17 protein-coding genes are annotated in these 25,377 nt (G+C 66.0%); 8 read left to right on the top strand and 9 right to left on the bottom strand.

What is annotated here, in order from left to right:
* Positions 1-206: 206 nt before the first annotated feature.
* Entirely contained in the window at positions 207-2,795 is a 2,589-nt protein-coding gene (gene hpnN, locus LQG66_RS11210; RefSeq protein WP_231326282.1) for a hopanoid transporter HpnN, read from the top strand.
* A 109-nt stretch (positions 2,796-2,904) separates the two neighbouring features.
* Here the strand turns inward: hpnN and LQG66_RS11205 are convergent, their stop codons facing one another.
* Positions 2,905-3,522: a DUF2147 domain-containing protein gene (locus tag LQG66_RS11205; RefSeq protein ID WP_425601305.1), complete on the bottom strand. Its 618-nt coding sequence runs from the start codon at positions 3,520-3,522 to the stop codon at positions 2,905-2,907.
* A gap of 101 nt (positions 3,523-3,623) precedes the next feature.
* Here LQG66_RS11205 and hpnO point away from each other — a divergent pair, with 101 nt between their 5' ends.
* Together hpnO and LQG66_RS11195 are read left to right on the top strand one after the other, a co-directional pair.
* Entirely contained in the window at positions 3,624-5,015 is a 1,392-nt protein-coding gene (hpnO, locus tag LQG66_RS11200) for an aminobacteriohopanetriol synthase HpnO (RefSeq protein WP_231326280.1), read from the top strand.
* Positions 5,016-5,099: 84 nt separating this feature from the next.
* Positions 5,100-6,251 (top strand): IS110 family RNA-guided transposase, encoded by a 1,152-nt coding sequence (locus tag LQG66_RS11195; RefSeq protein ID WP_231317924.1) that lies wholly within the window; start codon positions 5,100-5,102, stop codon positions 6,249-6,251.
* Positions 6,252-6,764: 513 nt separating this feature from the next.
* On the opposite strand, the gene LQG66_RS11190 is transcribed toward LQG66_RS11195, so the two are convergent.
* The 4 genes from LQG66_RS11190 to LQG66_RS11175 all read right to left on the bottom strand — a co-directional run bounded on the left by LQG66_RS11190 (position 6,765) and on the right by LQG66_RS11175 (position 9,483).
* Positions 6,765-7,556, bottom strand: a complete 792-nt coding sequence (locus LQG66_RS11190; RefSeq protein ID WP_231326279.1) for an anti-sigma factor — start codon at positions 7,554-7,556, stop codon at positions 6,765-6,767.
* Complete coding sequence (locus LQG66_RS11185) at positions 7,553-8,107, bottom strand: sigma-70 family RNA polymerase sigma factor (RefSeq protein ID WP_231327748.1); 555 nt, start codon at positions 8,105-8,107, stop codon at positions 7,553-7,555. Before LQG66_RS11185 ends, LQG66_RS11190 begins: the two co-directional genes overlap by 4 nt.
* Positions 8,108-8,204: 97 nt before the next feature.
* Positions 8,205-8,525 (bottom strand): cupredoxin domain-containing protein, encoded by a 321-nt coding sequence (locus LQG66_RS11180; RefSeq protein WP_425601304.1) that lies wholly within the window; start codon positions 8,523-8,525, stop codon positions 8,205-8,207.
* A 13-nt stretch (positions 8,526-8,538) separates the two neighbouring features.
* On the bottom strand, positions 8,539-9,483 hold the full coding sequence (locus LQG66_RS11175) for a metallophosphoesterase family protein (RefSeq protein ID WP_231326278.1): 945 nt from the start codon (positions 9,481-9,483) through the stop codon (positions 8,539-8,541).
* A 220-nt stretch (positions 9,484-9,703) separates the two neighbouring features.
* Here LQG66_RS11175 and LQG66_RS11170 point away from each other — a divergent pair, with 220 nt between their 5' ends.
* Positions 9,704-10,876, top strand: coding sequence for an acyltransferase family protein (locus LQG66_RS11170; protein WP_231326277.1), 1,173 nt, complete (start codon positions 9,704-9,706; stop codon positions 10,874-10,876).
* Between the two features lie 204 nt (positions 10,877-11,080).
* Here LQG66_RS11170 and LQG66_RS11165 read toward each other — a convergent pair whose 3' ends face one another.
* Positions 11,081-12,700, bottom strand: coding sequence for a GMC family oxidoreductase (locus LQG66_RS11165; RefSeq protein WP_231326276.1), 1,620 nt, complete (start codon positions 12,698-12,700; stop codon positions 11,081-11,083).
* A 179-nt stretch (positions 12,701-12,879) separates the two neighbouring features.
* On the opposite strand from LQG66_RS11165, the gene LQG66_RS11160 reads away from it, so the two are divergent.
* The gene (locus LQG66_RS11160) at positions 12,880-14,049 is read left to right on the top strand and encodes a M20 aminoacylase family protein (RefSeq protein WP_231326275.1); all 1,170 of its coding nucleotides are present in this window, start codon (positions 12,880-12,882) and stop codon (positions 14,047-14,049) included.
* A gap of 99 nt (positions 14,050-14,148) precedes the next feature.
* Here the strand turns inward: LQG66_RS11160 and LQG66_RS11155 are convergent, their stop codons facing one another.
* The 3 genes from LQG66_RS11155 to LQG66_RS11145 form a co-directional block, all read right to left on the bottom strand.
* On the bottom strand, positions 14,149-15,777 hold the full coding sequence (locus LQG66_RS11155) for an inorganic phosphate transporter (RefSeq protein WP_231326274.1): 1,629 nt from the start codon (positions 15,775-15,777) through the stop codon (positions 14,149-14,151).
* Between the two features lie 130 nt (positions 15,778-15,907).
* Positions 15,908-17,395: a UdgX family uracil-DNA binding protein gene (locus tag LQG66_RS11150; protein WP_231326273.1), complete on the bottom strand. Its 1,488-nt coding sequence runs from the start codon at positions 17,393-17,395 to the stop codon at positions 15,908-15,910.
* Between the two features lie 106 nt (positions 17,396-17,501).
* On the bottom strand, positions 17,502-18,740 hold the full coding sequence (locus LQG66_RS11145) for a putative DNA modification/repair radical SAM protein (protein ID WP_231326272.1): 1,239 nt from the start codon (positions 18,738-18,740) through the stop codon (positions 17,502-17,504).
* A gap of 199 nt (positions 18,741-18,939) precedes the next feature.
* Between LQG66_RS11145 and LQG66_RS11140 the strand changes: the two genes are divergently transcribed.
* From LQG66_RS11140 to LQG66_RS11130, 3 genes are all read left to right on the top strand, one after another.
* Positions 18,940-19,728 carry an ImuA family protein gene (locus tag LQG66_RS11140; protein WP_231326271.1) on the top strand — a complete coding sequence of 263 codons (789 nt, stop codon included), beginning with the start codon at positions 18,940-18,942 and terminating at the stop codon, positions 19,726-19,728.
* Positions 19,628-21,211 carry a Y-family DNA polymerase gene (locus LQG66_RS11135; RefSeq protein WP_231326270.1) on the top strand — a complete coding sequence of 528 codons (1,584 nt, stop codon included), beginning with the start codon at positions 19,628-19,630 and terminating at the stop codon, positions 21,209-21,211. Before LQG66_RS11140 ends, LQG66_RS11135 begins: the two co-directional genes overlap by 101 nt.
* Before the next feature lie 391 nt (positions 21,212-21,602).
* Positions 21,603-25,238, top strand: coding sequence for an error-prone DNA polymerase (locus LQG66_RS11130; protein ID WP_231326269.1), 3,636 nt, complete (start codon positions 21,603-21,605; stop codon positions 25,236-25,238).
* Positions 25,239-25,377: the final 139 nt, after the last annotated feature.

The following is a 25,377-nucleotide window of genomic DNA, read 5'->3' as shown; positions in this document are numbered from 1 at the left end:
TAACAGCCGCTATATCAGCCGCCCCGACGGTTCCGTGCAGCGTTCGACCTGATCCGCCGTCCAGCGACCATCCGCCTCTTCAAGGTTGGGCCAAGGCCGTGTCAGGGCTCTGCTTTCGGACTTGGTCCGAGACTGGCCCTGATCGGGGAACTCCGCCATGAAGCGGACGTTTCCGCCCAGCTCTTTAAACTTTAGAAAGTCGAGAAGTGCTCACAACGTTTGTCGTCTCCACCGTCAAGGCCTGCACGCGGTTTGCGTGGCCGACGTTGATTGCGGGCCTCCTTTTGTCGGTGGGCGCGGGTGTCTACACGGCACGCCATTTCGCCATCAATACCGACATCAACAAGCTCATTTCTCCCGAGCTCGACTGGCGCAAGCGCGACCAGCAGTACGAGCAGGCCTTCGATCGCGATCGGATGATCCTGGGAGTGGTCGAAGCGGCGACGCCCGAGATGACGGGGGTGGCGGCGGATGCGCTCGTCAAGAAGCTCAAGGGCGACACCGCGAACTTCTCCTCGGTCGAGATGCTCGGAGGCGGCGAGTTCTTCGCCAGGAACGGCCTGTTGTTCCTGCCGACCGATGAGGTCAAGGAGCTCACGGGCCAGTTCGCTGCCGCGGCACCGCTGATCGAGATCATGGCCGGAGATCCTTCGATCCGAGGGCTGACCGGCGCGCTGGAGACGGGCCTGGCCGGCGTCAAGCGCGGCGAGGTCAAGCTCGACAGCACCGCCCGCCCGTTCGACTACATCTCGCAAACCGTCGAGACCGTGCTCGACAAGGGCGACGCGTCGTTCTCCTGGCGGCAGCTGATCAGCGACAAGCCGCTCACCGACGGCGACAAGCGCGCCTTCATCCAGTTCAAGCCGGTCCTCGACTACCAGGCGCTGGAGCCCGGCAAGGGGGCGACCGATGCGATCCGCCAGGCTGCGGCCGAGCTCGATTTCCCGAACCGGTTTCACGCGCGGGTGCGGCTGACCGGACCTGTGCCGATCGCCAACGAGGAATACGCCACGGTGCAGGAAGGCGCCGTCGTCAACGGCATCGGCACCGTCATCGTCGTGCTTGTCATCCTGTGGCTGGCGCTGCATTCGGCCAAGATCATCACGGCGGTGTTCATCAACCTGTTCATCGGCCTCGCCCTCACGACCGCCGTCGGCCTGATGATGGTCGGCTCGCTCAACCTGCTGTCGGTGGCGTTCGCCGTGCTGTTCATCGGCCTCGGCGTCGATTTCGGCATCCAGTTCAGCGTGCGCTACCGCTCCGAGCGCTTCAAGAACGACGACCTGCCGGAGGCGCTCGCGGAAGCGGCACAACGCTCCGCGGTGCCGCTGTCGCTCGCCGCGATGGCAACCGCTGCCGGTTTCCTGTGCTTCCTGCCGACCGACTACAAGGGCATTTCCGAACTCGGCGCGATCGCCGGGGCCGGCATGATGATCGCGTTCTTCTCCAGCATCACGATCCTGCCGGCGCTGCTCAAGATCTTCAATCCGCCCGGTGAGAAGGAGCCGGTCGGCTATGCCTTCCTGGCGCCGGTCGATCGCTTCCTGGAGGAGCACCGCGTTCCGATCATCGTCGGCACGCTCGGTCTGGTGATCGCCGGCCTGCCGCTGCTCTATTACATGAAGTTCGACTTCAACCCGATGAACCTGCGCAATCCGCACGCCGAATCGATTGCGACCTATCTCGACCTGCGAAAAGATCCGAACACCGGCGCCAACGCCATCGATGTGCTGACCCGTTCGGAGACGGAGGCCAAGGCGATCGAGGCCAAGCTCGAGAAGCTGCCGGAAGTCGCGCGCGTGATGTCGCTCGACAGCTTCGTGCCCGAGGACCAGCCCGCCAAGCTGAAGATGATCGCGCAGGGCGCCAAGGTGCTGGGGCCTGCGCTCAATCCGGATCAGATCGATGCGGCGCCGACCGACAAGGAGAACGTCGAGGCGCTGAACTCGACCGTCGACAATCTCAGGCGCACCGCGGGTGACGGCCAGGGGCCCGGCGCGGTCGCGTCGCGGCGGCTGGCCGACGCGCTCGCCAAGCTGGCCGGCACGAGCGAAACGGTTCGCAACAAGGCGCAGGCGGTGTTCGTCGAGCCGCTGCGGATCACGCTCGAACAGCTCAACGCATCGCTGCAGGCGCAGCCTGTCAGCCTGTCGAACCTGCCCCCGGAGCTGGTGTCGCAGTGGAAGAGCAAGGACGGCCTGATTCGCGTCGAGGCGCAGCCGAAAGGCGACCCGAACGACAACGACAATCTCAGGAGGTTCGCCAACGCCGTGCTGGTGGCCGAGCCGAACGCGATCGGCGGGCCGGTGTCGATCCTGAAGTCGGGTGACACGATCGTGAAGGCGTTCATCCATGCCGGCATCTACGCGCTGGTCGTGATCAGCCTGCTGTTGTGGATCACCCTGAAGCGCTTCGCCGACGTGCTGATGACCATCGTGCCGCTGCTCGTCGCCGGTGCCGTGACGCTCGAGATCTGCGTCCTGATCAAGCTGCCGCTGAACTTCGCCAACATCGTCGCGCTGCCGCTGCTGCTCGGCATAGGTGTGGCGTTCAAGATCTACTACGTGGTGGCCTGGCGCGGCGGCCGCACCAACCTGCTGCAGACCAGCCTGACGCGGGCGATCTTCTTCAGCGCGCTGACCACGGCAACGGCCTTCGGCAGCCTGTGGCTGTCGAGCCATCCGGGCACGTCGAGCATGGGCAAGCTGTTGGCGCTGTCGCTGGTCACGACGCTGGCAGCGGTGCTGCTGTTTCAGCCAGCGCTGATGGGCAAGCCCCGCGAGGTCAAGGAATAGACGACGGCAACAACGTGAAAAAAGGCGGCCGCGTGAAGCGGCCGCCTTTTTTCGTCTGGGTCGTTCTTAGTCTCGTTGCGTCCCGGTACGGACACGAGCCGCGCGCTGGTCAGCGGGCGCGCGCGACGTCCGGCAGCAGGCAGATGTCGCCGACTTGGTCTGCAGGCTTCTGCGCCGGTTTCCCGGTCGTCGTGGCCGCGCTCGCCGTGGCCTTGGGTGCCTGAGCAGGGGCCGGCGCGATTGGTTTCTGTGTACCTTTGGCCATGCTGTTCACCGGGCTCGACGGGATCGGTGGGCTGACGCGCGTCCAGGTCTCACCTCCGCACAGGAAGCCGAGCACGCAGCCCTTGATCTCGAGATGATCGGGATCGGCCGGCGTGATCGTGGAGCTGTAGAGCTGGCCGTCCTTCGCGTTGTAGACTTGACCTTCCCACTGGTCGGCGCCGGGCGTCTTCTTCATGTCGATCAGGATCGGCATGCCGAGCGTCGGCCGGCTCTGCCGGGCCGGATCGGGATTATTGCTGTCACGCCCGCCCGGGGTTTTCTCCCAGGCCACCACGCCCCACATGCTGCCATTACATTGTGCGACTCGGATGTTCGCCACACCGTCCGCGACCCGCCAGTCGCCGGTTGGGTCGGCCGCGAGAGCAGAAGAAATTCCTGCTGCGAACAACACCGTGGAGTATGCTATCGTCGTCGGCATGAGATATCTAAGGCGATGCAACATTGGCAGAAACCCGTGCTTGCTTTGATGGTGCGAATGGGGGCAAAACGCCGCATTGCGCGTTTTCAGTTGACGTCACGTCCATCAACCGAAGTATGTACCCGATGCTAAAAGCCAATCTAGACGTTTCCGAGATGTTTGTGGAGCGCGAAGCGCAGCGCAGCACGATGCACTCTCGGCATCTGAACGAGCAACTGGTCCGCGTTCTCAAGACGATTGGATATGATGTCGGGTTCCAGAAGGGGCAAGGGCAGTACCTCTACGATCGGGATGGGGCCCGCTATCTCGACCTGCTGAGCGGTTTTGGTGTCTTTGCAATCGGCCGCAATCATCCGACTCTCCGCGGCGCGCTGAAGAGCGTGCTCGATAGCGACATGCCGAACCTGGTTCAGCTCGACGTGTCGACCTTGGCGGGCATTCTTGCCGAGCGGCTGCTGGAATATGTCCCGTATCTGGACAAGGTGTTCTTCGCCAATTCGGGCGCCGAGACTGTTGAAGCCGCGATCAAATTCGCGCGGGGCGCGACCGGCCGGCCGGGCATCGTCTATTGCGGGCACTCCTATCATGGTTTGACCTATGGCGCCTTGTCGCTGACCGAGGATTCGAACTTCCGCGCCGGCTTCGAGCCGCTGCTGCCGGGTTGCACGGCCGTCCCCTTCAACGATCTCGCGGCGCTTGAGCAGGCGCTGTCGTCGCGTGAGATCGCGGCGTTCATCGTCGAGCCGATCCAGGGCAAGGGCGTCAACATGCCCTCCGACGAGTTCCTGCCCGGGGCCGCCGCGCTCTGCAAGAAGTACGGTACTATCTTCATCGCCGACGAGATCCAGACCGGCATGGGGCGCACCGGGCGGTTCCTCGCTGTGGAACACTGGAACGTCGAGCCTGACATGGTGCTGCTGTCGAAGGCGCTGTCGGGCGGCCATGTGCCGGTCGGCGCGCTGCTCACGCGCAAGTCCATCTTCGACAAGATCTTCAACCGCATGGACCGCGCGGTCGTGCACGGTTCGACCTTCGCCAAGAACGACCTCGCGATGGCGGCCGGCATTGCCACCCTCGAGGTGATCAAGGCTGAGAAGCTGGTCGAGGCGGCCGCCAAGCGCGGCGCCGAGCTGCGCCTCGCGCTGACGCGGATGGTGCCGGGCTATGAGCTGCTGAAGGAAGTGCGCGGCAAGGGCCTGATGATCGGCGTCGAGTTCGGTCCGCCGAAATCGCTGCGCCTCAAGGCCTCCTGGAACGTGCTGGAGAGCGCCAACAAGGGCCTGTTCTGCCAGCTGATCACGGTGCCGCTGTTCAAGGATCACAAGATTCTGACCCAGGTCGCCGGCCACGGCCTGCACACGATCAAGCTGCTGCCGCCGCTCACCATTACGGAAGAGGATTGCGCCTGGATCGAGCGCGCCTTCGACGACGTGATCGCCCAGAGCCACAAGGTGCCCGGCGCAATCTGGTCGCTCGGCAAGACCCTCGTCGACAACGCGATCCGCAAATCGGCGTGATGCTCGCGTAGATTCCATGGGGGAGCGGTGAGCGAGCCCTTCCGATAGGTTTGGGTTTCCACACTCGAACCCTCGGAGAGTCAGATGCAAGCTTCGACCCAAGGCACGCTCACCGCCGGAGATACTGGCACGATTTTCGTTGCAATTGAACTCAGCCAGAAGAGCTGGCTGATCACGTTGCACAGTCCCGATCAGGGACGGATGTCGCGGCACAAGCTCGACGGAGTCGATCAGGTCGGGTTGCTGGCGTTGATCGCCAAGACGCGGGCCCGGGCGGCGCAGAAGCTCGGATCGGAGCCGCGCGTGGCGAGCTGCTACGAGGCCGGCTATGACGGCTTCTGGCTGCACCGGTTGCTGGTCGCGAACGGAATCGACAATCTGGTGTTCGATCCGGCAAGCATCGCGGTCGAGCAGCGCGCACGGCGGGCAAAGACGGATCGGATCGACGGCGAGCTGTTGCTGCGCACGCTGATGGCCTATTTGCGCGGCGAGCCCCGGGTGGTCCGGATCGTCCGGGTGCCGACGGTGGAGCAGGAGGACGCCCGGCGGGTCAGCCGCGAGCGCGACCGGCTGGTCACGGAGCAGACGGCCCACACCAACCGGATCAAGGCGCTGCTGCGGCTGTCCGGCCTGGAGGTCGGCGCGCCGCGCCGCCGCAACTGGCTCACCTGGCTGGAGCAGCAACGCGACTGGCAGGGTGAGCCGCTGCCGCCCCACGTTCTGGCCGAGGTCAAGCGCGAGCACGCGCGTCTGATGCTGGTGCGCGAGCAGCTCGCGGCGCTGGAGCAGAGCCAGGAGGCCGCGCAGGCGGCTGTCGTTCCGGAGGCGATGGCCAAGCGGCGGGAGCAGCTGCAGCGGCTCAAGGGGCTCGGGCCGGCCTTCGCCACGACATTGGCGGGCGAGCTGTTCTACAAGGACTTCCGCAACCGGCGCGAGGTCGCCAGCTATTGCGGCCTGACACCGAGCCCATGGAAGAGCGGCGGCATCGATCGTGAGCAGGGCATCAGCAAGGCGGGCAATCCGCACGTCCGCCTGAAGACGATCGAGCTGGCTTGGCTCTGGGTCCGCCATCAGCCGGACAGCGCGCTCAGCCGCTGGTTCCAGACCCGCACGCTCAACACCGGCAAGCGTGTCAGGCGCATTGCGATCGTGGCGCTGGCGCGCAAGCTCGTCGTGGCGCTGTGGCGCTATCTCGAGACCGGCCTCGTGCCCGAGGAGGCCCTGATGAAGGCGTAAACGAACTTCGCGATCAGGCCCGCGGTTCGCCGCGGTCTTGCGAGGATGGATGATGACCGTGCCACCCTAGGGCCGTACCACCAGCCGTCTTGTAGATGGGTCTCATCCTCTTTGGCTTCTCGCCGCAAGCATGCGGAACATGGGCCCGGATGACTTCATCCGACCGGATATGAGGTGATGCAGCGGACAGCTGCAGAATCTTCGCAAGCCAGTCCTCGACCGAGACCGCAGGTTCGTGGCGCCAGACGTCGCCCTGCCCACCCGCAAAGCCGCCGTCCGCTACGGCGCAAAATCGAGAGCGCGCGGACGTCGGCTTTGCTCCGCCGAACACACCACCTCTAAGGAAACGAACGGCATCCTCGAAAAAAAACTCGACCTATCGAACGAGACTTGACTCACAAGACCCCATATGAGGGTGGGCAACAGCGCGCAGCGCCGTGCCCGCCGTTTCAGTTCGTCTCTGGACAGCCGCTGGGCACGCTTCGCTCGCAATGACTGAAACGCGAGAGCGGGTCAGCCTTCCTTGTTCGCGCCGATCGCGGTCTCGAACCTTTCTCCGAATTCAGTCAGTTCGTCGGCGCCGAGATCGCTGATCGCCCAATAGTTCAGGCCGCGGTCGCGCCAGAAGCGGATGTTGAAGCCCTGAATGGTCTCCATCCGCGCCGTACGGCGTTCGGTGCCCGAGGTCTGCGCCACGAACAGATTGATGACGTGCTGTCGGCGGCGATAGACCACCGCACCGATGGCGCGCGCGTCCACATAGTCGAGCCGCCCGCCGATCAGGGTGAAGCCCTGTGCGGTGAGGTCGATCACCGGCGGCGATACGTCGAGCTTGCCGTTGAACCAGGGTTTGACCGTGTGCTGATCGGTCGAGATCACGTCCGTCAGGTGGCCGGCCTGCAGCGAGCGCAGATGCGCCGAGACGATCTCGGCCTCGATCCGCTGCTGGTCGTCGTTGCGCAGCACGATGGCGACGAGACCGGTCGCGGCCAACGCTGAAACCGCCGAGCCCAGCGTAAAGCCTTTCAGCAACGCGCGCCGGCTTGGCCGTGCCGCGGCAAGCGGCGTCACGGCCATCGCCCGCGCCGGCGGCAGCGTCGCTTCGATACGCTGGCGCAATGCGGACGGCGCCTTGAAGGCCAGGTCGGTGCCGGCGAGCACCTGCTGCATTTGCCTGATGGCAGCCAACTCCGACGCGCAGCGCGGGCAGGCGGCGACGTGAGCTTCGACCTCGCGCGCATGTCCGGCGTCGAGTTCGCCGTCGGCAAGGGCGTGGATCAGGATCTCGGCTTCATCGCAGGTCATCTTTGCGGCTCCTCTTGCGCGAGCCAGGCGGCGCGCAGCATCGTGCGCGCCCGCGCCAGCCGGGACATCACGGTGCCGACCGGGACGCCGGCGGTGTCCGCGATCTCGCGGTAGGATAGGTTGTTGATCTCGCGCAGCACGAAGGTCTCGCGGAACGGCTCGGCCAGCGTGTCGATGATCCGCCGGACAGCGGAGGCGTCGCGTTGGCGCAGGATCGCGCCTTCCGGCGTCTCGGTGCTCTCCTGCCACAGCGGCGGCTGCTCGGCCGTCTCCGGCGCCTCATCGGCGGCCTGGACGGGCGCGCTCGCGCGCCGTGTGAATTCGGCATGGCAGACGTTGCGCAGGATCGCGAACAGCCACGGTTTCATCGCCGGCCCGCGATAGGTGTCGAAATGCTTCAGCGCGCGCAGATAGCATTCCTGCACCGCATCCTCGGCGTCGGCGGGATTGCGCAACAAATAGCGCGCCAGGGTGTAGACGTCGTCGAGATGGGGCAGCGCCGCCTCGCGGAAGCGGCGCGCCTTGTCGGGATCGTCGTTGGCTGTGGTCACCGGCGTCGTCTCCGGCTCGGTTCGCGGTCTCATGGCCCGGTCGGCAGCACGTCGCCGACCGGGCCATGTGACCATGCTCATGCCCTGGTTTGCTCCGCTACTCAACCTTGACCACTCCCGTCATGTGCGGATGCAGCGAACAGAAATACTTGTAATCGCCGCTGGCCGTGAAGGTGAACGAGAAGCTGTCGTCGCTGTCGAGCGCTTTCGAGCGGAATTTTCCGGCCGACACCACGGTGTGCGGAATGTCGTCATGGTTGGTCCAGGTCACGGTGTCGCCGACCTTCACGGTCAGCTCGGCCGGCGCGAAGGTGAAATTGTCGATCGTGACCTTGATGGCCTCGGCGCGCAGCGGCGTCGCGCCGAGAAGCAGCACGGCGGCGGCGAAGGGGACACCGCGCAGAACAGACTGCATCATCGCGTTCGGTCCCTCAGCTCTGCAGCGGTGTGTCGATGATCGCGAGCCGCTCGGCGCCGACCTTGAAATCGATGCTGGCGATGCCGAGCAGGCTGCGCAGCCTGTTGTCCTCGACCTTCATCGGGCCGGGCGAGGCGGCCGTGCCGGGCGCCGGCTGTGGGAAGGCGGTGGAGCGCGCGGTGTGGAAGGTGACGTTGCCTTCGACCTTCTGCATCACCTGATGGATGTGGCCATTCAGCACCGTCACCGAGCCGAAGCCTTTCAGATAATCGAGCGCGCGTGCGCCGTCCTCGGTGCCCCAGCCCCATTGCGGATAGACCGTCCACAGCGGGATATGTGCGAACACCACGATCGGCGTCGATTGCGAGCGGCCCTTCAGATCCTGCTCCAGCCAGGCGAGCTGCTCGGCGCCGAGATTGCCGAGGCCGCCGGCCTTGAGGTCGACCACGTTGACGAGGCCGATGAAGTGCACGCCGTTGGCGTCGAACGAATACCAGCCGGCGCCGCGCGTGCCCTTGCCGTAGCGCTCGCGATAGAACTTGACCTCCTCGTCGAGGAAATCGTGCTCGCCCGGCACGTAGTGCACGTCGAGCCTGCTCTGCGAGATGATGCGGTCGGCATCGTCGAATTCGGCCGCCTTGGACAGATGCGTGATGTCGCCGGTGTGGATCATGAAGGCCGGCTTCACCGGCATCGTCTTGATCCTGTTGACCGCCTCTTCCAGCGTGCCGAGGGCGTTGGGATTGGCGGGCTTGTCGAAGCCGACATGGCTGTCGCTGATCTGCAGGAAAGTCAGGCCGGATGCCTGTTCGGCGGCCTGCGCTGCATCGACCAGGCCGAGCGAGCGCGGCACGCCGCCGGCGATGGTCCAGAGCACGCCGGTGCCGGCCCAGGTCATGCATTCGAGCACTCTGCGGCGGCTGGTGCCGCCGTTGTCGTCATGGTCGTGATGGCTCATCGCGGTCTCCCGTTGCCCGTCATCGGGCTTGCGGGTGAGGAGAGCGCGGATATCGCCGGTTTATTCCCGGTTCGCCGGCGGATGCCGGCAGATGACGCTTTCGTGACCGTGACGGAGCTACCAGGCCCGGAGCCTGCAACAGGGATAGCGGCGCGCTGCCGCGCGAGTAATATAATGGGCGGGGCGCTTGCCGGGCGTCCGATGGACCGGACCGACGTCGATGCATGAGCGCGTGACTCTCGACCTGCACCGAACCGACACGACCGCCGATCGGATCGTCGCGCTCGACCGCGCCAGGACCTTCATCACCCTCTCGGTCGTGCTGTATCACTCCGCAATCAACTACACCTATTTCGGGCAGGGTGGCGACCGCATGCACTGGCTCGGCTTCGATCTGGTCGCGCTGTTCAACGACAGCTATTTCATGTCGTGCATGTTCTTCATCTCCGGCCTGTTCGTGCCGGCAAGCCTGGCGAGGCGGGGGGCGTCGACTTTTCTGCTCCACCGCGCGTTGCGCCTGGGCGTGCCCTATGTCGTCTCGATCGTCGTGATCATGCCGATCGCCTATTATCGCTACTACGTGGCTGAGGATCACTTCACCACGGTGTGGTGGGGCATGATCAGCGCCGGCCCGTGGCCGTCGGGCTCGGCCTGGTTTCTCGGCGTGCTGCTCGCATTCGATGCGGCGGCAGCGCTGTCCTGGGCCGTCGCACCGCAGACGATCGACTGGCTCGCCCGATGGGGTGAGAGGTTATTGCGTCGGCCGCTGACGGGATTCGCCGTCTTCCTCGTCGTCGCGAACGCGGCCTATCTGCCGCCGCATCTCTGGTTCGGCGACGGCGTGTGGTTCATGCCGGGCCATTTTCCGCTGCCCTTGCAGGCAAGCCGCGCGCTGCTCTATCCGGCTTTCTTCGTCGCCGGCGTCACCCTCGGGGCGGCGGGCCTCACGACGGCGCCGTTCGCCGCGCAAGGCGCGCTGGTGCAGCGCTGGCTGGTCTGGTTCGCGTTATCCTATGGCTGCTACGGCATGATTCTGTTCCTGGCTTATGTCCACCACAACTGGATCACCGATTTCGACGCACCGCCGCTGTGGTGGCGCGCGGCCTACGGCATTGCCGTGGCGAGCTTCTGCGCCGCGATGGCCTTCGGGGTGCCGACCTTCTTCCAGCGCTGGGCCGGGGCGCCGCTCGAACTGATGGACCGCATCCAGCCGTCGGCCTACGGCATCTATCTGCTGCACTTCCTGCCGCTGCTGTGGCTGCAATATCTCGTCTATGACCCGGCGTGGCCGGCCGCGGTGAAATTTGCCATCGTGCTCGTCGGCACGCTGTCGGCAAGCTGGCTCGCCGCGGCCGCGTTGCGCCGCATCCCGCTGGCGGCGCGGATCATCTGAAGATGTGCTGCCGTTCGACGCAGCGAACGAAGTCTGCGGGTCGTGCCGTGTAGGGTGGGCAAAGCGGCCGCCGTCAGGCGGCAGCGTGCCCACCGTCGATCAGCACATGCATCGGTGAGACGGTGGGCACGGCGCCACCGCGATCTCGCATGGGGAGGCAGCACGGCTTTCGCCTTTGCCCACCCTACGATTTCGGTGCGCCTGTCATCGACGATCCTCCAAAATCATCGACGCCGCCTTCTCGGCGATCATCGCTGTCGGCGTGTTGGTGTTGCCGGAGGTGATGGTCGGCATGATCGAGGCGTCGGCGATGCGCAGGCGCTCGATGCCGTGGAAGCGCAGTCGTTCGTCGACCACCGCCATCGGATCGTCTGATGTGCCCATCCTCGCCGTGCCGACGGGATGGAAGATGGTGGTGCCGATGTCGCCGGCGGCCTTGGCCAGCGCCGCATCGTCGTCGCCGACGGAAGGGCCGGGCAGATATTCGGCCGGCTGATAGGGCGCCAGCGCCTGCTGCTTCATCAGCCGGCGCGTGACGCGGATGGCGTCGGCCGCGACCTGGCGATCGTCCTCGGTCGCGAGATAGTTCGGCGCGATCGACGGCGCCTCATCGATTTGAGCGGAGCGGATGCGCACGCTGCCGCGCGAGGTCGGGCGCAGGTTGCAGGCACTGACGGTGATCGCGGGAAAGCGATGCAAGGGATCGCCGAACTTGTCGAGCGACAGCGGCTGCACGTGGAACTGGATGTTGGCGCGATCGCGCGTGGTATCCGAGCGCGTGAAGATGCCGAGCTGCGACGGCGCCATGGTCAGCGGGCCGCGGCGGCGGAAGGCGTAGTCGAGCCCCATCAGGCCGCGGCGGACCAGCGAGTAGTAGGTCTCGTTCAGGGTCCGCACGCCGGACACCTTGTAGATCGCGCGCTGCTGCAGATGGTCCTGCAGGTTGCGGCCGACACCGGGCTTGTCGCTGATGATGTCGATGCCGAGATCGCTCAGCAGATCCGCCGGACCGATGCCCGAACGCTGCAGCACCTGCACCGAGCCGATCGAGCCGGCGCTCAGGATCACCTCGCCCTTGGTGCGCGCCTCGATGGTCTCGCCATTCCGCTGGTAGCGGACGCCGACGGCACGGCCGTTCTCGACGATCAGGCGATCCACGAGGACATTGGTTTCGAGCCGCAGATTGGAGCGGCTGAGCGCCGGCTTCAGGAAGCCGCGCGCCGACGACCAGCGCCGGCCGCGCTTCTGGTTGACGTGGAAATAGCTGATGCCTTCATTGTCGCCGGTATTGAAGTCCGGGATGCGGCGAATGCCCATCTGCTCGGCGGCGTCGCCGACCGCATCCAGCACCGCCCATGACAGCCTGGGCGCCTCGATGCGCCAGCCGCCGCCGACGCCATGGTGCTCGCTCTCGCCGAGGAAGTGGTCCTCCAGCTTCCTGAACACCGGCAGCACGTCGGAATACGACCAGCCGGCAAGGCCCAGCTGGCGCCAATGGTCGTAGTCGGCGGCCTGGCCGCGCATCGAGATCATGGCGTTGATCGCCGAGCAGCCGCCGATCACCTTGCCGCGGGGATAGGCCAGCGAGCGGCCGTTCAGGCCGGGCTCGGCCTCGGTGCGAAACATCCAGTCGGAGCGCGGATTGCCGATCGCGAAGAGGTAGCCGACCGGAATATGGAACCAGATCCAATTGTCGTGGCCGCCGGCCTCCAGGATCAGGACGCGGGTCTTCGGATCGGCCGACAGCCGGTTGGCGAGGATGCAGCCGGCGGTGCCGGCGCCTACCACGATATAGTCGTACTCCCCCTCGAGCGGTGTCGGCATCGGTGTTTCCTTCCCATCGTTGGGAGGCTTTTAGTCAGCCAGGACGGGACCGGACAAGTCCGTCGTCATGGTCATGGCTGGTTGACCGAGCCATGCGATGAGCGCAGCCCAGATGTTGGGCGGTGCGGGTTTTGCATGCTAAACAGGCGCAAAGTCCCACCGGAGTTACGAGATTCCCCATGCCCATCGTCAACCGCGTCGCCGATCTGCAGCCCGATATCCAGGCCTGGAGGCAGGATATCCATTCGCATCCCGAGCTGCTCTACGACGTGCATCGAACCTCGGCCTTCGTCGCCGAGCGCTTACGTGAATTCGGCTGCGACGAGGTCGCGACGGGGCTCGGCAAGACTGGCGTGGTCGGCGTCATCAAGGGCAGGAAGCCCGGCAACGGAGACGTGAAGGTGCTCGGGCTGCGCGCCGACATGGACGCGCTGCCGATCGAGGAGGCGACCGGGCTGCCTTACGCGTCGAAGACGCCGGGCATGATGCATGCCTGCGGCCATGACGGCCACACCGCGATGCTGCTCGGCGCGGCGCGCTATCTCGCCGAGACCCGCAACTTCGCCGGCGAGGTCGCGGTGATCTTCCAGCCGGCCGAGGAGGGTGGCGGCGGCGCGGACGCGATGATCAAGGATGGCCTGATCGAGCGCTTCAAGATCGATCAGGTCTACGGCATGCACAATGGTCCCGGCCTGCCGGTCGGCGCGTTCGCGATCCGCCAGGGCCCGCTGATGGCCTCGACCGACGGGATCGACATCACGATCGAGGGCCATGGCGGCCACGCCGCCAAGCCGCACAATTGCATCGACTCGCTGCTGGTCGGCGCCCAGCTCGTCACCTCGCTGCAGCAGATCGTGTCGCGCAGCGTCGATCCGCTGGAGGCTGCCGTCCTCTCGATCTGCGAGTTCCACGCCGGCAATGCCCGCAACGTGATCCCGCAGAGCGCGGTGCTGCGCGGCACCGTGCGGACGCTGACGCCGAAGGTGCGCGAGCTGATGGAGAAGCGGGTGCGCGAGGTCGTGACCGGAGTCGCGCAAATGACCGGCGCCAAGATCGATCTCACTTACGCGCGCGGCTATCCGGTGGTGGTCAATCACGCCGAACAGACGGACATCGCCATTCGTGCCGCCAAGGAGGTTGCAGGCGATGCCAATGTCCACGAGATGCCGCCGATGATGGGCGGCGAGGATTTCGCCTACATGCTCGAAGCCCGCCCCGGTGCCTTCATCTTCGTCGGCAATGGCGACTCGGCCGGCCTGCATCACCCCGCCTACAACTTCAACGACGAGGCCATCGTCTACGGCACCTCGTTCTTCATCAAGGTGGTGGAGAACACGCTGGCGGCGTGAGCCGATGATTGAGGCCGCGAATTCTCCGGTTGAACCCAACGAAAGAGCAAAGGCCCGCGCTGATGGCGCGGGCCTGGCACTACGATCGTTCGTGTCGCGTCAGAACAGCCGCGAGAAGATGAAGTAGAGCGAGCCGGAGAGCAGGATCGCGGCCGGCAGCGTGAGCACCCAGGCCATCAGCAGGTTGCGGATGGTCGCCATCTGCAGGCCTGAGCCGTTGGCCGCCATCGTGCCGGCCACGCCGGAGGACAGCACGTGGGTGGTCGAGACCGGCAGGCCGAAAACGTCGGCGGCGCCGATCGTGGCGGCGGCAACCAGCTCGGCCGAGGCGCCCTGCGCATAGGTCAGATGCGACTTGCCGATCTTCTCGCCGACCGTGATCACGATCCGCTTCCAGCCGATCATGGTTCCCAGGCCCAGCGCGATCGCGACCGCGATCTTGACCCAGTTGGGAATGAACTTGGTCGCGCTGTCGAGCGAGCCCTTGTACGCGGTGAGGACGGCGACGTCGTCCTTGCTGAGATCGTTCTCCTTGTCCTTCATCAGGAAGCGGATCGCCTCGGAGGTCAGGTACATGTCGTTGCGGGTGTTGCCGACCGCGTCCGCCGGCACCTTGTTCAATGAGCCGTAGGTCCGCACCTGGTCGCCGACATCCTTGACCAGCACGGCAAGCGACGGATAGGTGCCTTCGTTGATCTTGCGCTGGGAGACGTAGAGCGTGACCGCCGGACGGGGGTCGCCGATCACGTTGTAGCCGTCGGCCTTCGCCGCGATGACCTTGGACGCGGCCTGCGAGGTCTCCTGGAACTTGGCAATCTGCGACTCCGGCAGCGTGCGGTTCAGGGCATAGGCGGTCGGCACCGTACCGATCAGGATGAGCATGATCAGGCCCATGCCCTTCTGGCCGTCATTCGAGCCATGCGCGAACGACACGCCTGTGCAGGTCAGGATCAGGAGACCGCGGATCCACCACGGCGGGGCCTTCGGGCCTTCCGGGGCGGCGTAGAGGGCCGGGTTGCGGACGACGAATTTCAGAAGATAAAGCAGCAGGGCAGCGCAGACGAAACCGACCAGCGGCGACAGCAGGAGGGCGTAGCCGATCTCCGTCGCCTTGCTCCAGTCCACGCCCGAGGTGCCATCGCGGCCGCGCAGCAGCGCATTGGCGATACCGACGCCAATGATCGAGCCGATCAGCGTATGCGAGGACGAGGCCGGCAGACCGAAATACCAGGTGCCGAGATTCCACAGGATGGCCGCGATCAGGAGCGCGAACACCATCGCGAACCCGGCGCTCGATCCGACCTGCAGGATCAGCTCGACCGGCAGCAGCGAGACGATGCCGAACGCCACCGCGCCGGTCGAGAGCAGGACGCCGAGGAAATTGAAGAAGCCCGACCAGATGACGGCGACTTCCGCCGGTAGCGAATGGGTGTAGATCACCGTCGCGACCGCATTTGCCGTGTCATGAAAGCCGTTGACGAATTCGAAGCCGAGCGCGATCAGCAGCGCAATGAACAGCAGCATGTAAGGCAGGTAGGTCGTGACCTTCACGCCCGTAGCATCGACATCGACGTAGATGCTGTAGGCGACGAAAAGCAGCCCAGCGGCGAGAACGCCGAAGAAGAGGATCATCGTGAGCGGGTTGAAACCCTTGTCCAGGTTCGGCCGTGCGGCCGGCTGGATCGCCGCGCCTTCGCCCAGCGCGGAATTGACGGTCATATCGGTCATGCAAACGCCTCTCGTTACGATGGGAAGCTCCGTTGTGACCGACGGATGCAAAGCCTGCATGACAGCTTGAGGAACGGTTCAGCCTGCTGCTGCGCATTGGCAGGACCGGACACGTTGGAATTGTTCAAACTCACGCCGCGTGCGCGGCATGCTTCATTGCCCGCGCAGCAACCTTCAGATCTTCGACAAACCGCTCATATTCGCGTGCCTTGGCGTCGGCGTCCGGCAGCCGCAGCAGATAGGACGGGTGCACCGTGACCATGGCCTTGGGGCCGTCGGGCAGGTCGATGACATGGCCGCGGCTCCTGTTGACGGGCGTGATCTTGCCGAGCACGCTTTGCGCCGCGGTGGCGCCGAGCGCGACGACCAGGGCCGGACGGACAGCGGCGAGCTCACGCTCGTACCATTGCCGGCAGGCCTTGATCTCCGGCGTGTTCGGCTTCTGGTGCAGCCGGATCTTGCCGCGCGGCACGAACTTGAAGTGCTTCACCGCATTGGTGACGTAGACCTTGGACCGGTCGATGCCGGCCTCGGCCAGCGCGCGGTCGAGCATCTGGCCGGCGGGGCCGACGAAGGGATGGCCGGCGAGGTCCTCCTTGTCGCCGGGCTGCTCGCCGACCAGCATCAGCGGCGCATGTTCAGGGCCTTCGCCGAACACGGTCTGCGTGGCGTCCTTCCACAGCGGGCAGGCGCGGCAGGCGGCGGCCTGCTCACGCAAGCTCTCGAGATCCGTTGTGTCGAGCTCACGTGAGGTCTCAGCATCGGCCTCGCCACGTGCTTTCGGCTTGCGGGTCATCGCGGCGTCCTCGACGCGTTTCTGCGGCTTGTGTGGTTCGGTGCCGGGCTCGGCGATCATGTCGGTGGTGCGCCGGGCGGTGGCGGCGATCAGCGGCTGGATCAGCTTGGCTTCAGGCAGGTTCTGCCAATATTTCTTCGGCATCTCCTTTTCCATCGCCTTCACTTTCAGCCGCGCCGGATTGAAAATGCTGGCGTAATAACGCAGCCACACCTCTTCGAGCCGGTCTTCGGACGGCGCTTCAGCCTTGCTCACACCGGGCGTGAAGGAGACGTGGCTGCCGTCCCAATGCGCACAGATTTCGGGCGTGAGGATCGACCACGGCATGTCGGCGAAGCGGCGCGCGAAGAACGGCGCGGCGCATTCGACGACGTGGTGCTCGGGCTCGAACCAGGCGACGTAGCGCGCCTCGCGCTCGCGGCCGATCTCGCGGAAGCGGACGAAGGCGTGCATCTTGTGAACGTCGCGGCGCACCCCGCGCGCCAGCGCGTTGGCCTGCGCCACGTCCGGATCGGTCGCGATCTCCATCAGGTCGTGGTTGGCCTTGAGCCGCCACAACAGCCGATAGAGCAGGGCGAAGCGGTTGGGATCACGGTGCAGGATCGCGCTCTCGGCGAGCTCCATGAAGCTCGCCGGCACCGAGAACGTGCCCTTGGGCACCTCGGGCAGCTGCGTCTCGGCGGCATCGTCGAACAGATCGGGCGCCGCGCCCTTGACGCGCCAGGTGACATCGGCCGGTCGGACGTCGTTCATCACGAGCGCCCGCGCGGCCGTGCGCCAGCCGTCGAAATCGGTGTCGCTGTCGAGGGTTACGACGTGCATCTGTCTCCTCACGTCATTGCGAGGAGCGAAGCGACGAAGCAATCCAGAGTCTTCAAGTCGCCCCTGGATTGCTTCGGGGCTTCGCCCCTCGCAATGACGGCTTCCGTTAGAATCCAAATCCCAGCTGCTGCGGTTTCGGCCGCAGCCGCGCCGCGAGGCCGGCGCCGTCGAGCAGGGACGGCTGCGGCCGGTGGTCGGAGAGAACGATGAACGGCAGCGCCTTGTTCCGGATCACATTGAGCTGCGCCAGATCCGCAAAGCGGATCGTGGTGGTGCGGCGCGTCGACAGGATGCGCTCCACGGTGCGGGTGCCGAAGCCCGGCACGCGCAGCAGCTCCTCGCGGCTCGCTGTGTTGATGTCGAGCGGGAAACGGTCGCGGTGGCGCAGCGCCCAGGCGAGCTTGGGGTCGATGTCGAGCGGCAGCATGCCTTCGCTCTCCTCGACAATTTCATCGGCATCGAAGCCGTAGAAGCGCATCAGCCAGTCGGCCTGGTACAGCCGGTGCTCGCGCACCAGAGGCGGCGCCTGCAGCGGCAGCGCGCGGCTGGCATCGGGGATCGGGCTGAACGCAGAGTAATACACGCGCCTGAGCTTGTAGGCGCCGTAGAGATTGGCCGAGGTCGACAGGATGGTGCGGTCGTTGGCATCGTCGGCGCCGACGATCATCTGCGTGCTCTGGCCGGCGGGCGCGAAGCGCGGCGGCCGCGCCCGGCGCGCCGTCTTCTTCGCCTCCGCCGTCTCGTCGAGCTTGAGCCGGAGCCGGCCCATGGTGCGGCGGATCGCGCGCTGGTCCTTCTCCGGCGCGAGCTTCGTGAGGCTCGCCTCCAGCGGCGTCTCGATGTTGATGCTGAGCCGGTCGGCATATCGGCCGGCCTCGGCGATCAGCGCCTCGTCGGCCTCTGGAATGGTCTTCAGATGGATGTAGCCGCGGAAGCGGTGCTCCTCGCGCAGTTTGCGCGCCACGCTCACGACCTGCTCCATGGTGTAGTCCGGGCTGCGGATGATGCCGGACGACAAAAACAGGCCCTCGATGTAGTTGCGGCGATAGAAGTCGATGGTGAGCTTCACGACCTCGTCGACCGTGAAGCGCGCGCGGGCCACGTTGGAGGAGGCGCGGTTGACGCAATACAGACAGTCGTAGTTGCAGGCGTTGGTGAGCAAAATCTTGAGCAGCGAGATGCAGCGTCCATCCGGCGCATAGGAGTGGCAGATGCCCATGCCGGGCGCGGTCGAGCCGAGGCCCTTGCCGTCGCGGGAATCCCGCATCTCCGTACCGCTGGAGGCGCAGGAGGCATCGTACTTGGCGGCATCGGCCAGGATCTCCAGCTTGCGGAGCAGCTCCATGCGTTCGAATCCCTTTGATTCCATTGCTTGAATCACACCCGGGGTAATCCCGATTGACTCATCGTCCGGCGTTAGCTTTATATTAGAACATATCATGAACAAAGAGGTTCGTCGCGGGTTCACTGCCCAAGTTGACTGCAAGCCTCACCGCAAAGAACGGCAGCGCCCGCACGATGGATTTTGAGAGGAGCGGCGACGGATGACCGGCGCACGCATGGAGACGCTCGCGCAGTTGCGCGGCCGCATTGCCCGTCTCGAGGTGGCCGATGGCGCACATGACATGCGCAGGGTCGCGCTCGGCCATGACGCGGCCGATGCGACCCTGCAGGGCGGGCTCGCCACCGGCGCGCTGCACGAGGTGTTCGCCGAGACCGAACGTCAGGCGGCGGCCGCGACCGGCTTCCTCTGCGGGCTGGCCGCGCGGGTCGCGGCGCAGCGGCCCTTGATCTGGATCCGGCAGGATTTCGCCGAGCGCGAGATGGGCGCGCTGTCGATGAGCGGGCTCGCCGAGCTCGGGCTCGATCCGCGCCGCATCGTGATCGTGCGCGCGCCCGACCTCGATCACGGCTTACGCACCGCCGCCGACGCGCTCGCCTGCGATGCGCTCGGCAGTGTGATGCTGGAGGTGTGGGGCGAGACGCAAAAGCTCGATCTCGTCGCCAGCCGCAAGCTGACCCTGGCCGCGCAGGAGTCCGGCGTCACCGCGCTCATGTTGCGCATTGCGGCCACACCCGAACCCTCGACCGCCGAGACGCGCTGGATCGTCCGCACCGCGCCGTCGCTGCCCTCGGCGCCGTGGATGGCGTGGGGCGCGCCGCGTCTCGACGCCGAGCTCATTCGCAACCGTCACGGCCAGACCGGACGATGGATCATGGAGTGGACCCCCGATGCGTGCCGTTTCAGCGAACCGGCGGCGGATCCTCAGCCTGTGGCTGCCGCGCCTGCCCATCGATCGCATCATGCGCAGCCGCGCCGCCGCTCTGCCTGATGCCAAGCCGCAGGTCGTCGTCATCAAGGACGCCAATGCGCTGTTGATCCATTCGCTCGACGAGGCGGCGGCGCGCCATGGCGTGAGCCTCGGCCAGCCGCTGGCGAACGCCCGCGCCGTCTGTCCCGACCTCGTCGTGCACGAGGCCGATCTCGCGGCTGACGCTCATATGCTGGAAGGCATCGCCGACTGGTGCGACCGCTTCACCCCGCTGGTGGCGCTCGATTCCCCGCATGGGCTGACGCTCGACATCACCGGCTGCGTCCATCTGTTCGGCGGCGAGGCGAAGCTGATGCAGTCGGTCTGCGATGCACTGACCGCGCGCGGCGTCACCGTGTCGGCGGCAATCGCGTCCAATGCGGTGTGCGCGCGTACGCTGAACCGGCAGGTGCATGGCCGCATCGTGCCGGACGGCGAGGAGGCGGCCACGGTGTCGCTGCTGCCGGTGGCCGCGCTCGGCGGCAGCGAGGCCATCACGCTCGGCCTGCGCCGCGCCGGCCTGAAGACGATCGGCGACGTCGCCGCGCGCGGCCGCAATGAGATCACGGCGCGCTTCGGCGCCGGCTTCACCCGCGTGCTCGCCCAGGCGCTGGGCGAAGCCGATGCGCCGATCAGCCCGCGGAAAGTCCCGCCGGACTACATCGTCGAGAAGCGCTTCGCCGAGCCGGTCGCGACCGACACCGTGATCGCGGCCAGCCTGTCCAGCCTCGCCGCGATGCTGGTGAGGGCGATGGCGCAGCAGGGCAAGGGCGCGCGGCGGCTGGAGGCCTGCTTCTTCCGTACCGATGGGCTGGTGCGGGTGATCGCGGTCGAGACCGGCCAGCCGGTCACCGAGGCCACGGTCATCGACCGGCTGTTCCGCGACCGCCTGGAGGCCCTGAACGATCCGCTCGATCCCGGCTTCGGCTTCGACATGATCCGGCTGTCGGCGAGCCGCAGCGAGATCGTGGTGCAGCAGCAGCGCGATCTCGATGCCCATGTTCATGACAATGACGAGCTGGCGGCCCTGATCGACCGTATCGCCGCGCGCATCGGCGGCAGGCGCGTGGTCGTATATCTGCCGGTGGAGACCCACATCCCGGAGCGGGCGACGCTGCCGTTACAGGCGCAGCAGCATCTCGCCGCCGCCACCGCGGCCGATTGGCCGGAGCGTGAGGCAGACGAGCCGCCGCTGCGACCGCTGCGGCTGTTCGCGCAGCCGGAGGCGATCCAGGTGATCGCCGAGGTGCCGGACGGCCCGCCGGCGCGCTTCGTCTGGCGCCGCGCCGCGCATGCGGTGGTGCGCGCCGAAGGACCGGAGCGCATCGCGATGGAATGGTGGCGGCCGGAGGGACAGGGGCTGACCCGCGACTATTTCCGCGTCGAGGACGAGCACGGCCTGCGCTTCTGGCTCTACCGCGACGGGCTCTACGACCGCGAGCTGGAGCAGCCTGAAGGCCGGCCGGTGCAGCCCGCCTGGTACATGCACGGGCTGTTCGCATGAGGGGAGGGGAGATTGCCGCGGTGCCGACGTCTCTCCGCTTGCGGAAGAGCGATCGCATAGGGTCGCTCATTGTCCCCGCCGGCGCGGCCGTCACCATCCTTCGAGATGCGCGCCACGAACTCGGTCTCAATGACTTCGTCATTCCGGGGCATTCGCGCGCAAAATGGCGAAGCCATTTTGGAGCAGCGCGAATGAGCCCGGAATCCATATCCACAGGCCGTCATTTGTCGAAGAAAGATGCCATGCGCAGCCCGCTTCCCACGTCCGGCGGTGGTTATGGATTCCGGGCTCGCGCTACGACTCGAGGCCGACGTGCGTCGGCCTCGATCTCCGCACGCCCCGGAATGACGAGTGGAGAGAATGTGCGTAACCAGTTGAACACGGCCTCGCCATGACACCGGTCCCCTATGCCGAGATCGGCATCACCACCAATTTCTCGTTCCTGCAAGGCGGTTCGCATCCGCAGGACTACGTGCGTCAGGCCGCCGAGTACGGCCTCGAAGCCATCGGCATCGCCGATCACAACACGCTGGCCGGCATCGTGCGCGCCTATAGCGAGCTCGGCAATGACCGGCTGAGCTACAAGCCGAAGCTGCTCTACGGCGCGCGGCTCGTCTTCACCTGCGGCACGCCGGACATCCTGGTCTATCCGCGCGACCGCGCCGCTTACGGCCGGCTGTGCCAGCTGCTCACCCGCGGCAAGCGCGGCAGCGACGCCGACAAGGTCGACAAGGGCGATTGTCGTCTGAGCTTCGATGATCTGTTCGAGTTCATCGAGGGCCAGCTATTGGTCTTGATGCCGCCACATCGCTTCGACGAAGCCGTCCTTACCCCGACCCTGACGCGGCTGAAGGACAGCCGCGCCGAGGGCGTGTGGCTCGCCGGGAGTCTGCTCTATCGCGGCGACGACCGCCGCCGGCTGGCGCGGCTCGCGCGCCTGGCTGCGTCACTGAAGGTGCCGCTGATCGCCACCAACGACGTGCTGTATCACCATCCGCGGCAGCGGATGCTGCAGGACGTGCTGACTTGTATCCGGGAGAAGGCCTCAATCGAGGCGATCGGCCGCCGTCTCCAGGCCAATGCCGAGCGCCACCTCAAGCCGGGACACGAGATGGCGCGGCTGTTCCGCGATCATCCCGGCGCGATTGCCGAGACCATCCGCTTCACCGACCGCATCAGCTTCTCGCTCGACCAGCTCAAATATCAGTATCCTGACGAGCCGGTGCCGCCGGGCAAGACCGCGCAGGGGCATCTGCAGGACCTGACCTGGGCCGGCGCCAAAACCTGTTTCGGTGATGATCTCGACGACCGCCTGCGCGCCGTCCTCGACAAGGAGCTGGCGCTGATCGCCGAGCTCAACTACGCGCATTATTTCCTCACCGTCCACGACATCGTCCGCTACGCGCGCAGCCAGGGCATCCTGTGCCAGGGCCGCGGCTCGGCGGCCAATTCGGCCGTGTGCTACGTGCTCGGCATCACCTCGGTCGATCCGACCAAGATCGATCTCCTGTTCGAGCGCTTCATCTCCAAGGAGCGGCTGGAGCCGCCCGACATCGACGTCGATTTCGAGCATTCGCGGCGCGAGGAGGTGATGCAATATGTCTATCGCCGCTACGGCCGCCACCGTGCCGCGATCATCGCCACCGTCATTCATTATCGTCCCCGCAGCGCCATCCGCGACGTCGGCAAGGCGCTCGGCCTGACCGAGGACGTCACCGCCGTTCTCGCCGACACGGTGTGGGGCAGCTGGGGCGACGGCCTGTCCGACATGCAGGTGCGCCAGGCCGGGCTCGATCCACATAATCCGATGATCCGCCGTGCGGTCGAGCTCGCCTCCGAGCTGATCACCTTTCCGCGCCATCTGTCGCAGCATGTCGGCGGCTACGTGCTGACCCAGGACCGGCTCGACAGCACCGTGCCGATCGGCAATGCGGCGATGGACAACCGCACCTTCATCGAGTGGGACAAGGATGATGTCGACGCGCTGTCGATGATGAAGGTCGACGTGCTGGCATTGGGCATGCTGACCTGCATCCGCAAGAGTTTCGCGCTGATCGAACGGCACAAGGACATCTCTTACGAACTGGCGACGGTGCCGCGCGAGGAGCCCGCCGTCTACGACATGCTGTGCAAGGGCGAGTCACTCGGCGTGTTCCAGGTCGAGAGCCGGGCGCAGATGAACATGCTGCCGCGCCTCAAGCCGCGCGAATTCTACGATCTCGTCATCGAGGTCGCGATCGTCAGGCCTGGGCCGATCCAAGGCGACATGGTGCATCCCTATCTGCGCCGTCGGAATCATCAGGAGAAGGTGACCTATCCCTCGCCGTCGCCGGATCACGGCCCTGCGGACGAGCTGCACAAGGTGCTGCACAAGACGCTCGGCGTGCCGCTGTTCCAGGAGCAGGCGATGCGGATTGCAATCGAGGCCGCCAGGTTCTCGCCGGAAGAGGCCAACGGCCTGCGCCGCGCGATGGCGACGTTCCGCAACGTCGGCACCATCGGCTCCTACGAGGAGAAGATGGTCGGCAACATGATCGCGCGCGGCTATGATCCAAAGTTCGCCAAGAGCTGCTTCGACCAGATCAAGGGCTTCGGCTCCTACGGCTTTCCGGAAAGCCATGCCGCCAGCTTCGCCCAGCTCGTCTATGTCTCGTCCTGGCTGAAATGCTTCCATCCCGACGCCTTCTGCTGCGCGCTGTTGAACTCGCAGCCGATGGGCTTCTACGCGCCGGCGCAGATCGTCGGCGACGCCCGCAAGAACGGCGTCGAGATCCGCGACATCGACGTGTCCCACAGCTTCGCCGACAACACGCTGGAGGAGACGAACGGCAAATACTGCGCCGTGCGTCTCGGCTTTCGCCAGATCGACGGCTTTCGCTGGATCGACCGCGACGAGGAGCGGATCAGGAAGTTGTCGGAGGCGTTGAGGAGCGAGGCGCAGGCGGCTTCCGCATTGTCATTGCTGGACGATGCGCAAGCTCTCTCTACGTCGTCATTCCGGGGCGCGCGCAGCGCGAGCCCGGAATCCATAACCCCGAATCGTGGTTATGGATTCCGGGCCTGCGCCCAAGAGGGCGCATCCCGGAATGACGGCGCGGAGGGAGTCGTTCTTGTCTCGCAACCCGCCGCTGAATTTCGAGGGCTCGACGCTGTCGCGTCGCCCCGCAACGACAACGATAAACACACTCACGCATCGTTCCAGAATGACGATCGCGACGACGACTGGGCCGACCGCATCATCAAGGCCCGCGCCCGCGGGCCGTTCACCTCGCTGGAAGACTTCGCCCGCGACACCGCCTTGCCCAAGCGCGCGCTCTTGCTGCTCGCCGATGCCGATGCGTTCCGCTCGCTCGGGCTCGATCGCCGCGCAGCACTATGGGCCGTGCGCCGGCTGCCCGACGATGTGCCGCTGCCGCTGTTCGAGGCCGCTGTCGCGCGCGAGCAGCCGGACGAGGGCGCGCGGCCATTGCCGCAGATGCCGCTGCCCGAGCAGGTGGTCGCGGACTACCAGACCATCCGCCTGTCCCTGAAGGGCCATCCGATGGAGTTCCTGCGCCGGCGCTTCACTGCCGAGCGCGTGCTGGCCTGCCGCGACGTCAATCATGCCAATGACCGCCGCGTCGTCCGCTGTGCCGGCGTGGTGCTGGTGCGGCAGCGGCCGGGCAGCGCCAAGGGCGTGGTGTTCATGACCCTGGAGGACGAGACCGGAATCGCCAACATCGTGGTGTGGCCGAAGGTGATGGAGTCCTTCCGCAAGGAGGTGATGGGCGCGCGCCTCGTGCTGGTCGAAGGCCGCATCCAGAGCAGCCCCGAAAAGGTCGTCCATCTCGTCGCCGAGCGCCTGGTCGACCGCAGCGCCGATCTTGCGCTGCTCTCCGACGATCGCCTCGGCGCAGCCGTGCCGCATGGCCCGATGCCCGCCGAGCCGCTCAACGACGACCGCCGCGATCACCCCGACCATCCCTCCCAGCGCGTCGGCCACCCCCGCAACGTCCGTATCCTACCGCGCTCGCGCGATTTTCATTGAGGGTCCTTGAATCGTGGAGAGGCGGTGGGCACGGCGCATCGTGCGATGCTTCGCATCGCCGAAGCGCCTTTGCCCACCCTACGATTCTTTGTTAGTTTGTAAGATCGAGCTTACGAATTGTAGGGTGGGCAAAGACGCG

Source organism: Bradyrhizobium ontarionense, assembly GCF_021088345.1.
Taxonomy (GTDB): Bacteria; Pseudomonadota; Alphaproteobacteria; order Rhizobiales; family Xanthobacteraceae; genus Bradyrhizobium; species Bradyrhizobium ontarionense.
The sequence above is the reverse complement of the archived record's forward strand: the minus strand, read 5'-3'. Positions and strand labels throughout refer to the sequence as shown.

Coding starts and splice junctions, on each gene's coding strand:
- LQG66_RS11205 (WP_425601305.1), bottom strand. CDS start 3,522: ATGTTGCATCGCCTTAGATATCTCATGCCGACGACGATAGCATACTCC.
- hpnO (WP_231326280.1), top strand. CDS start 3,624: ATGCTAAAAGCCAATCTAGACGTTTCCGAGATGTTTGTGGAGCGCGAA.
- LQG66_RS11195 (WP_231317924.1), top strand. CDS start 5,100: ATGCAAGCTTCGACCCAAGGCACGCTCACCGCCGGAGATACTGGCACG.
- LQG66_RS11190 (WP_231326279.1), bottom strand. CDS start 7,556: ATGACCTGCGATGAAGCCGAGATCCTGATCCACGCCCTTGCCGACGGC.
- LQG66_RS11180 (WP_425601304.1), bottom strand. CDS start 8,525: ATGATGCAGTCTGTTCTGCGCGGTGTCCCCTTCGCCGCCGCCGTGCTG.
- LQG66_RS11175 (WP_231326278.1), bottom strand. CDS start 9,483: ATGAGCCATCACGACCATGACGACAACGGCGGCACCAGCCGCCGCAGA.
- LQG66_RS11170 (WP_231326277.1), top strand. CDS start 9,704: ATGCATGAGCGCGTGACTCTCGACCTGCACCGAACCGACACGACCGCC.
- LQG66_RS11165 (WP_231326276.1), bottom strand. CDS start 12,700: ATGCCGACACCGCTCGAGGGGGAGTACGACTATATCGTGGTAGGCGCC.
- LQG66_RS11160 (WP_231326275.1), top strand. CDS start 12,880: ATGCCCATCGTCAACCGCGTCGCCGATCTGCAGCCCGATATCCAGGCC.
- LQG66_RS11155 (WP_231326274.1), bottom strand. CDS start 15,777: ATGACCGATATGACCGTCAATTCCGCGCTGGGCGAAGGCGCGGCGATC.
- LQG66_RS11150 (WP_231326273.1), bottom strand. CDS start 17,395: ATGCACGTCGTAACCCTCGACAGCGACACCGATTTCGACGGCTGGCGC.
- LQG66_RS11145 (WP_231326272.1), bottom strand. CDS start 18,740: ATGGAGCTGCTCCGCAAGCTGGAGATCCTGGCCGATGCCGCCAAGTAC.
- LQG66_RS11140 (WP_231326271.1), top strand. CDS start 18,940: ATGACCGGCGCACGCATGGAGACGCTCGCGCAGTTGCGCGGCCGCATT.
- LQG66_RS11135 (WP_231326270.1), top strand. CDS start 19,628: ATGCGTGCCGTTTCAGCGAACCGGCGGCGGATCCTCAGCCTGTGGCTG.
- LQG66_RS11130 (WP_231326269.1), top strand. CDS start 21,603: ATGACACCGGTCCCCTATGCCGAGATCGGCATCACCACCAATTTCTCG.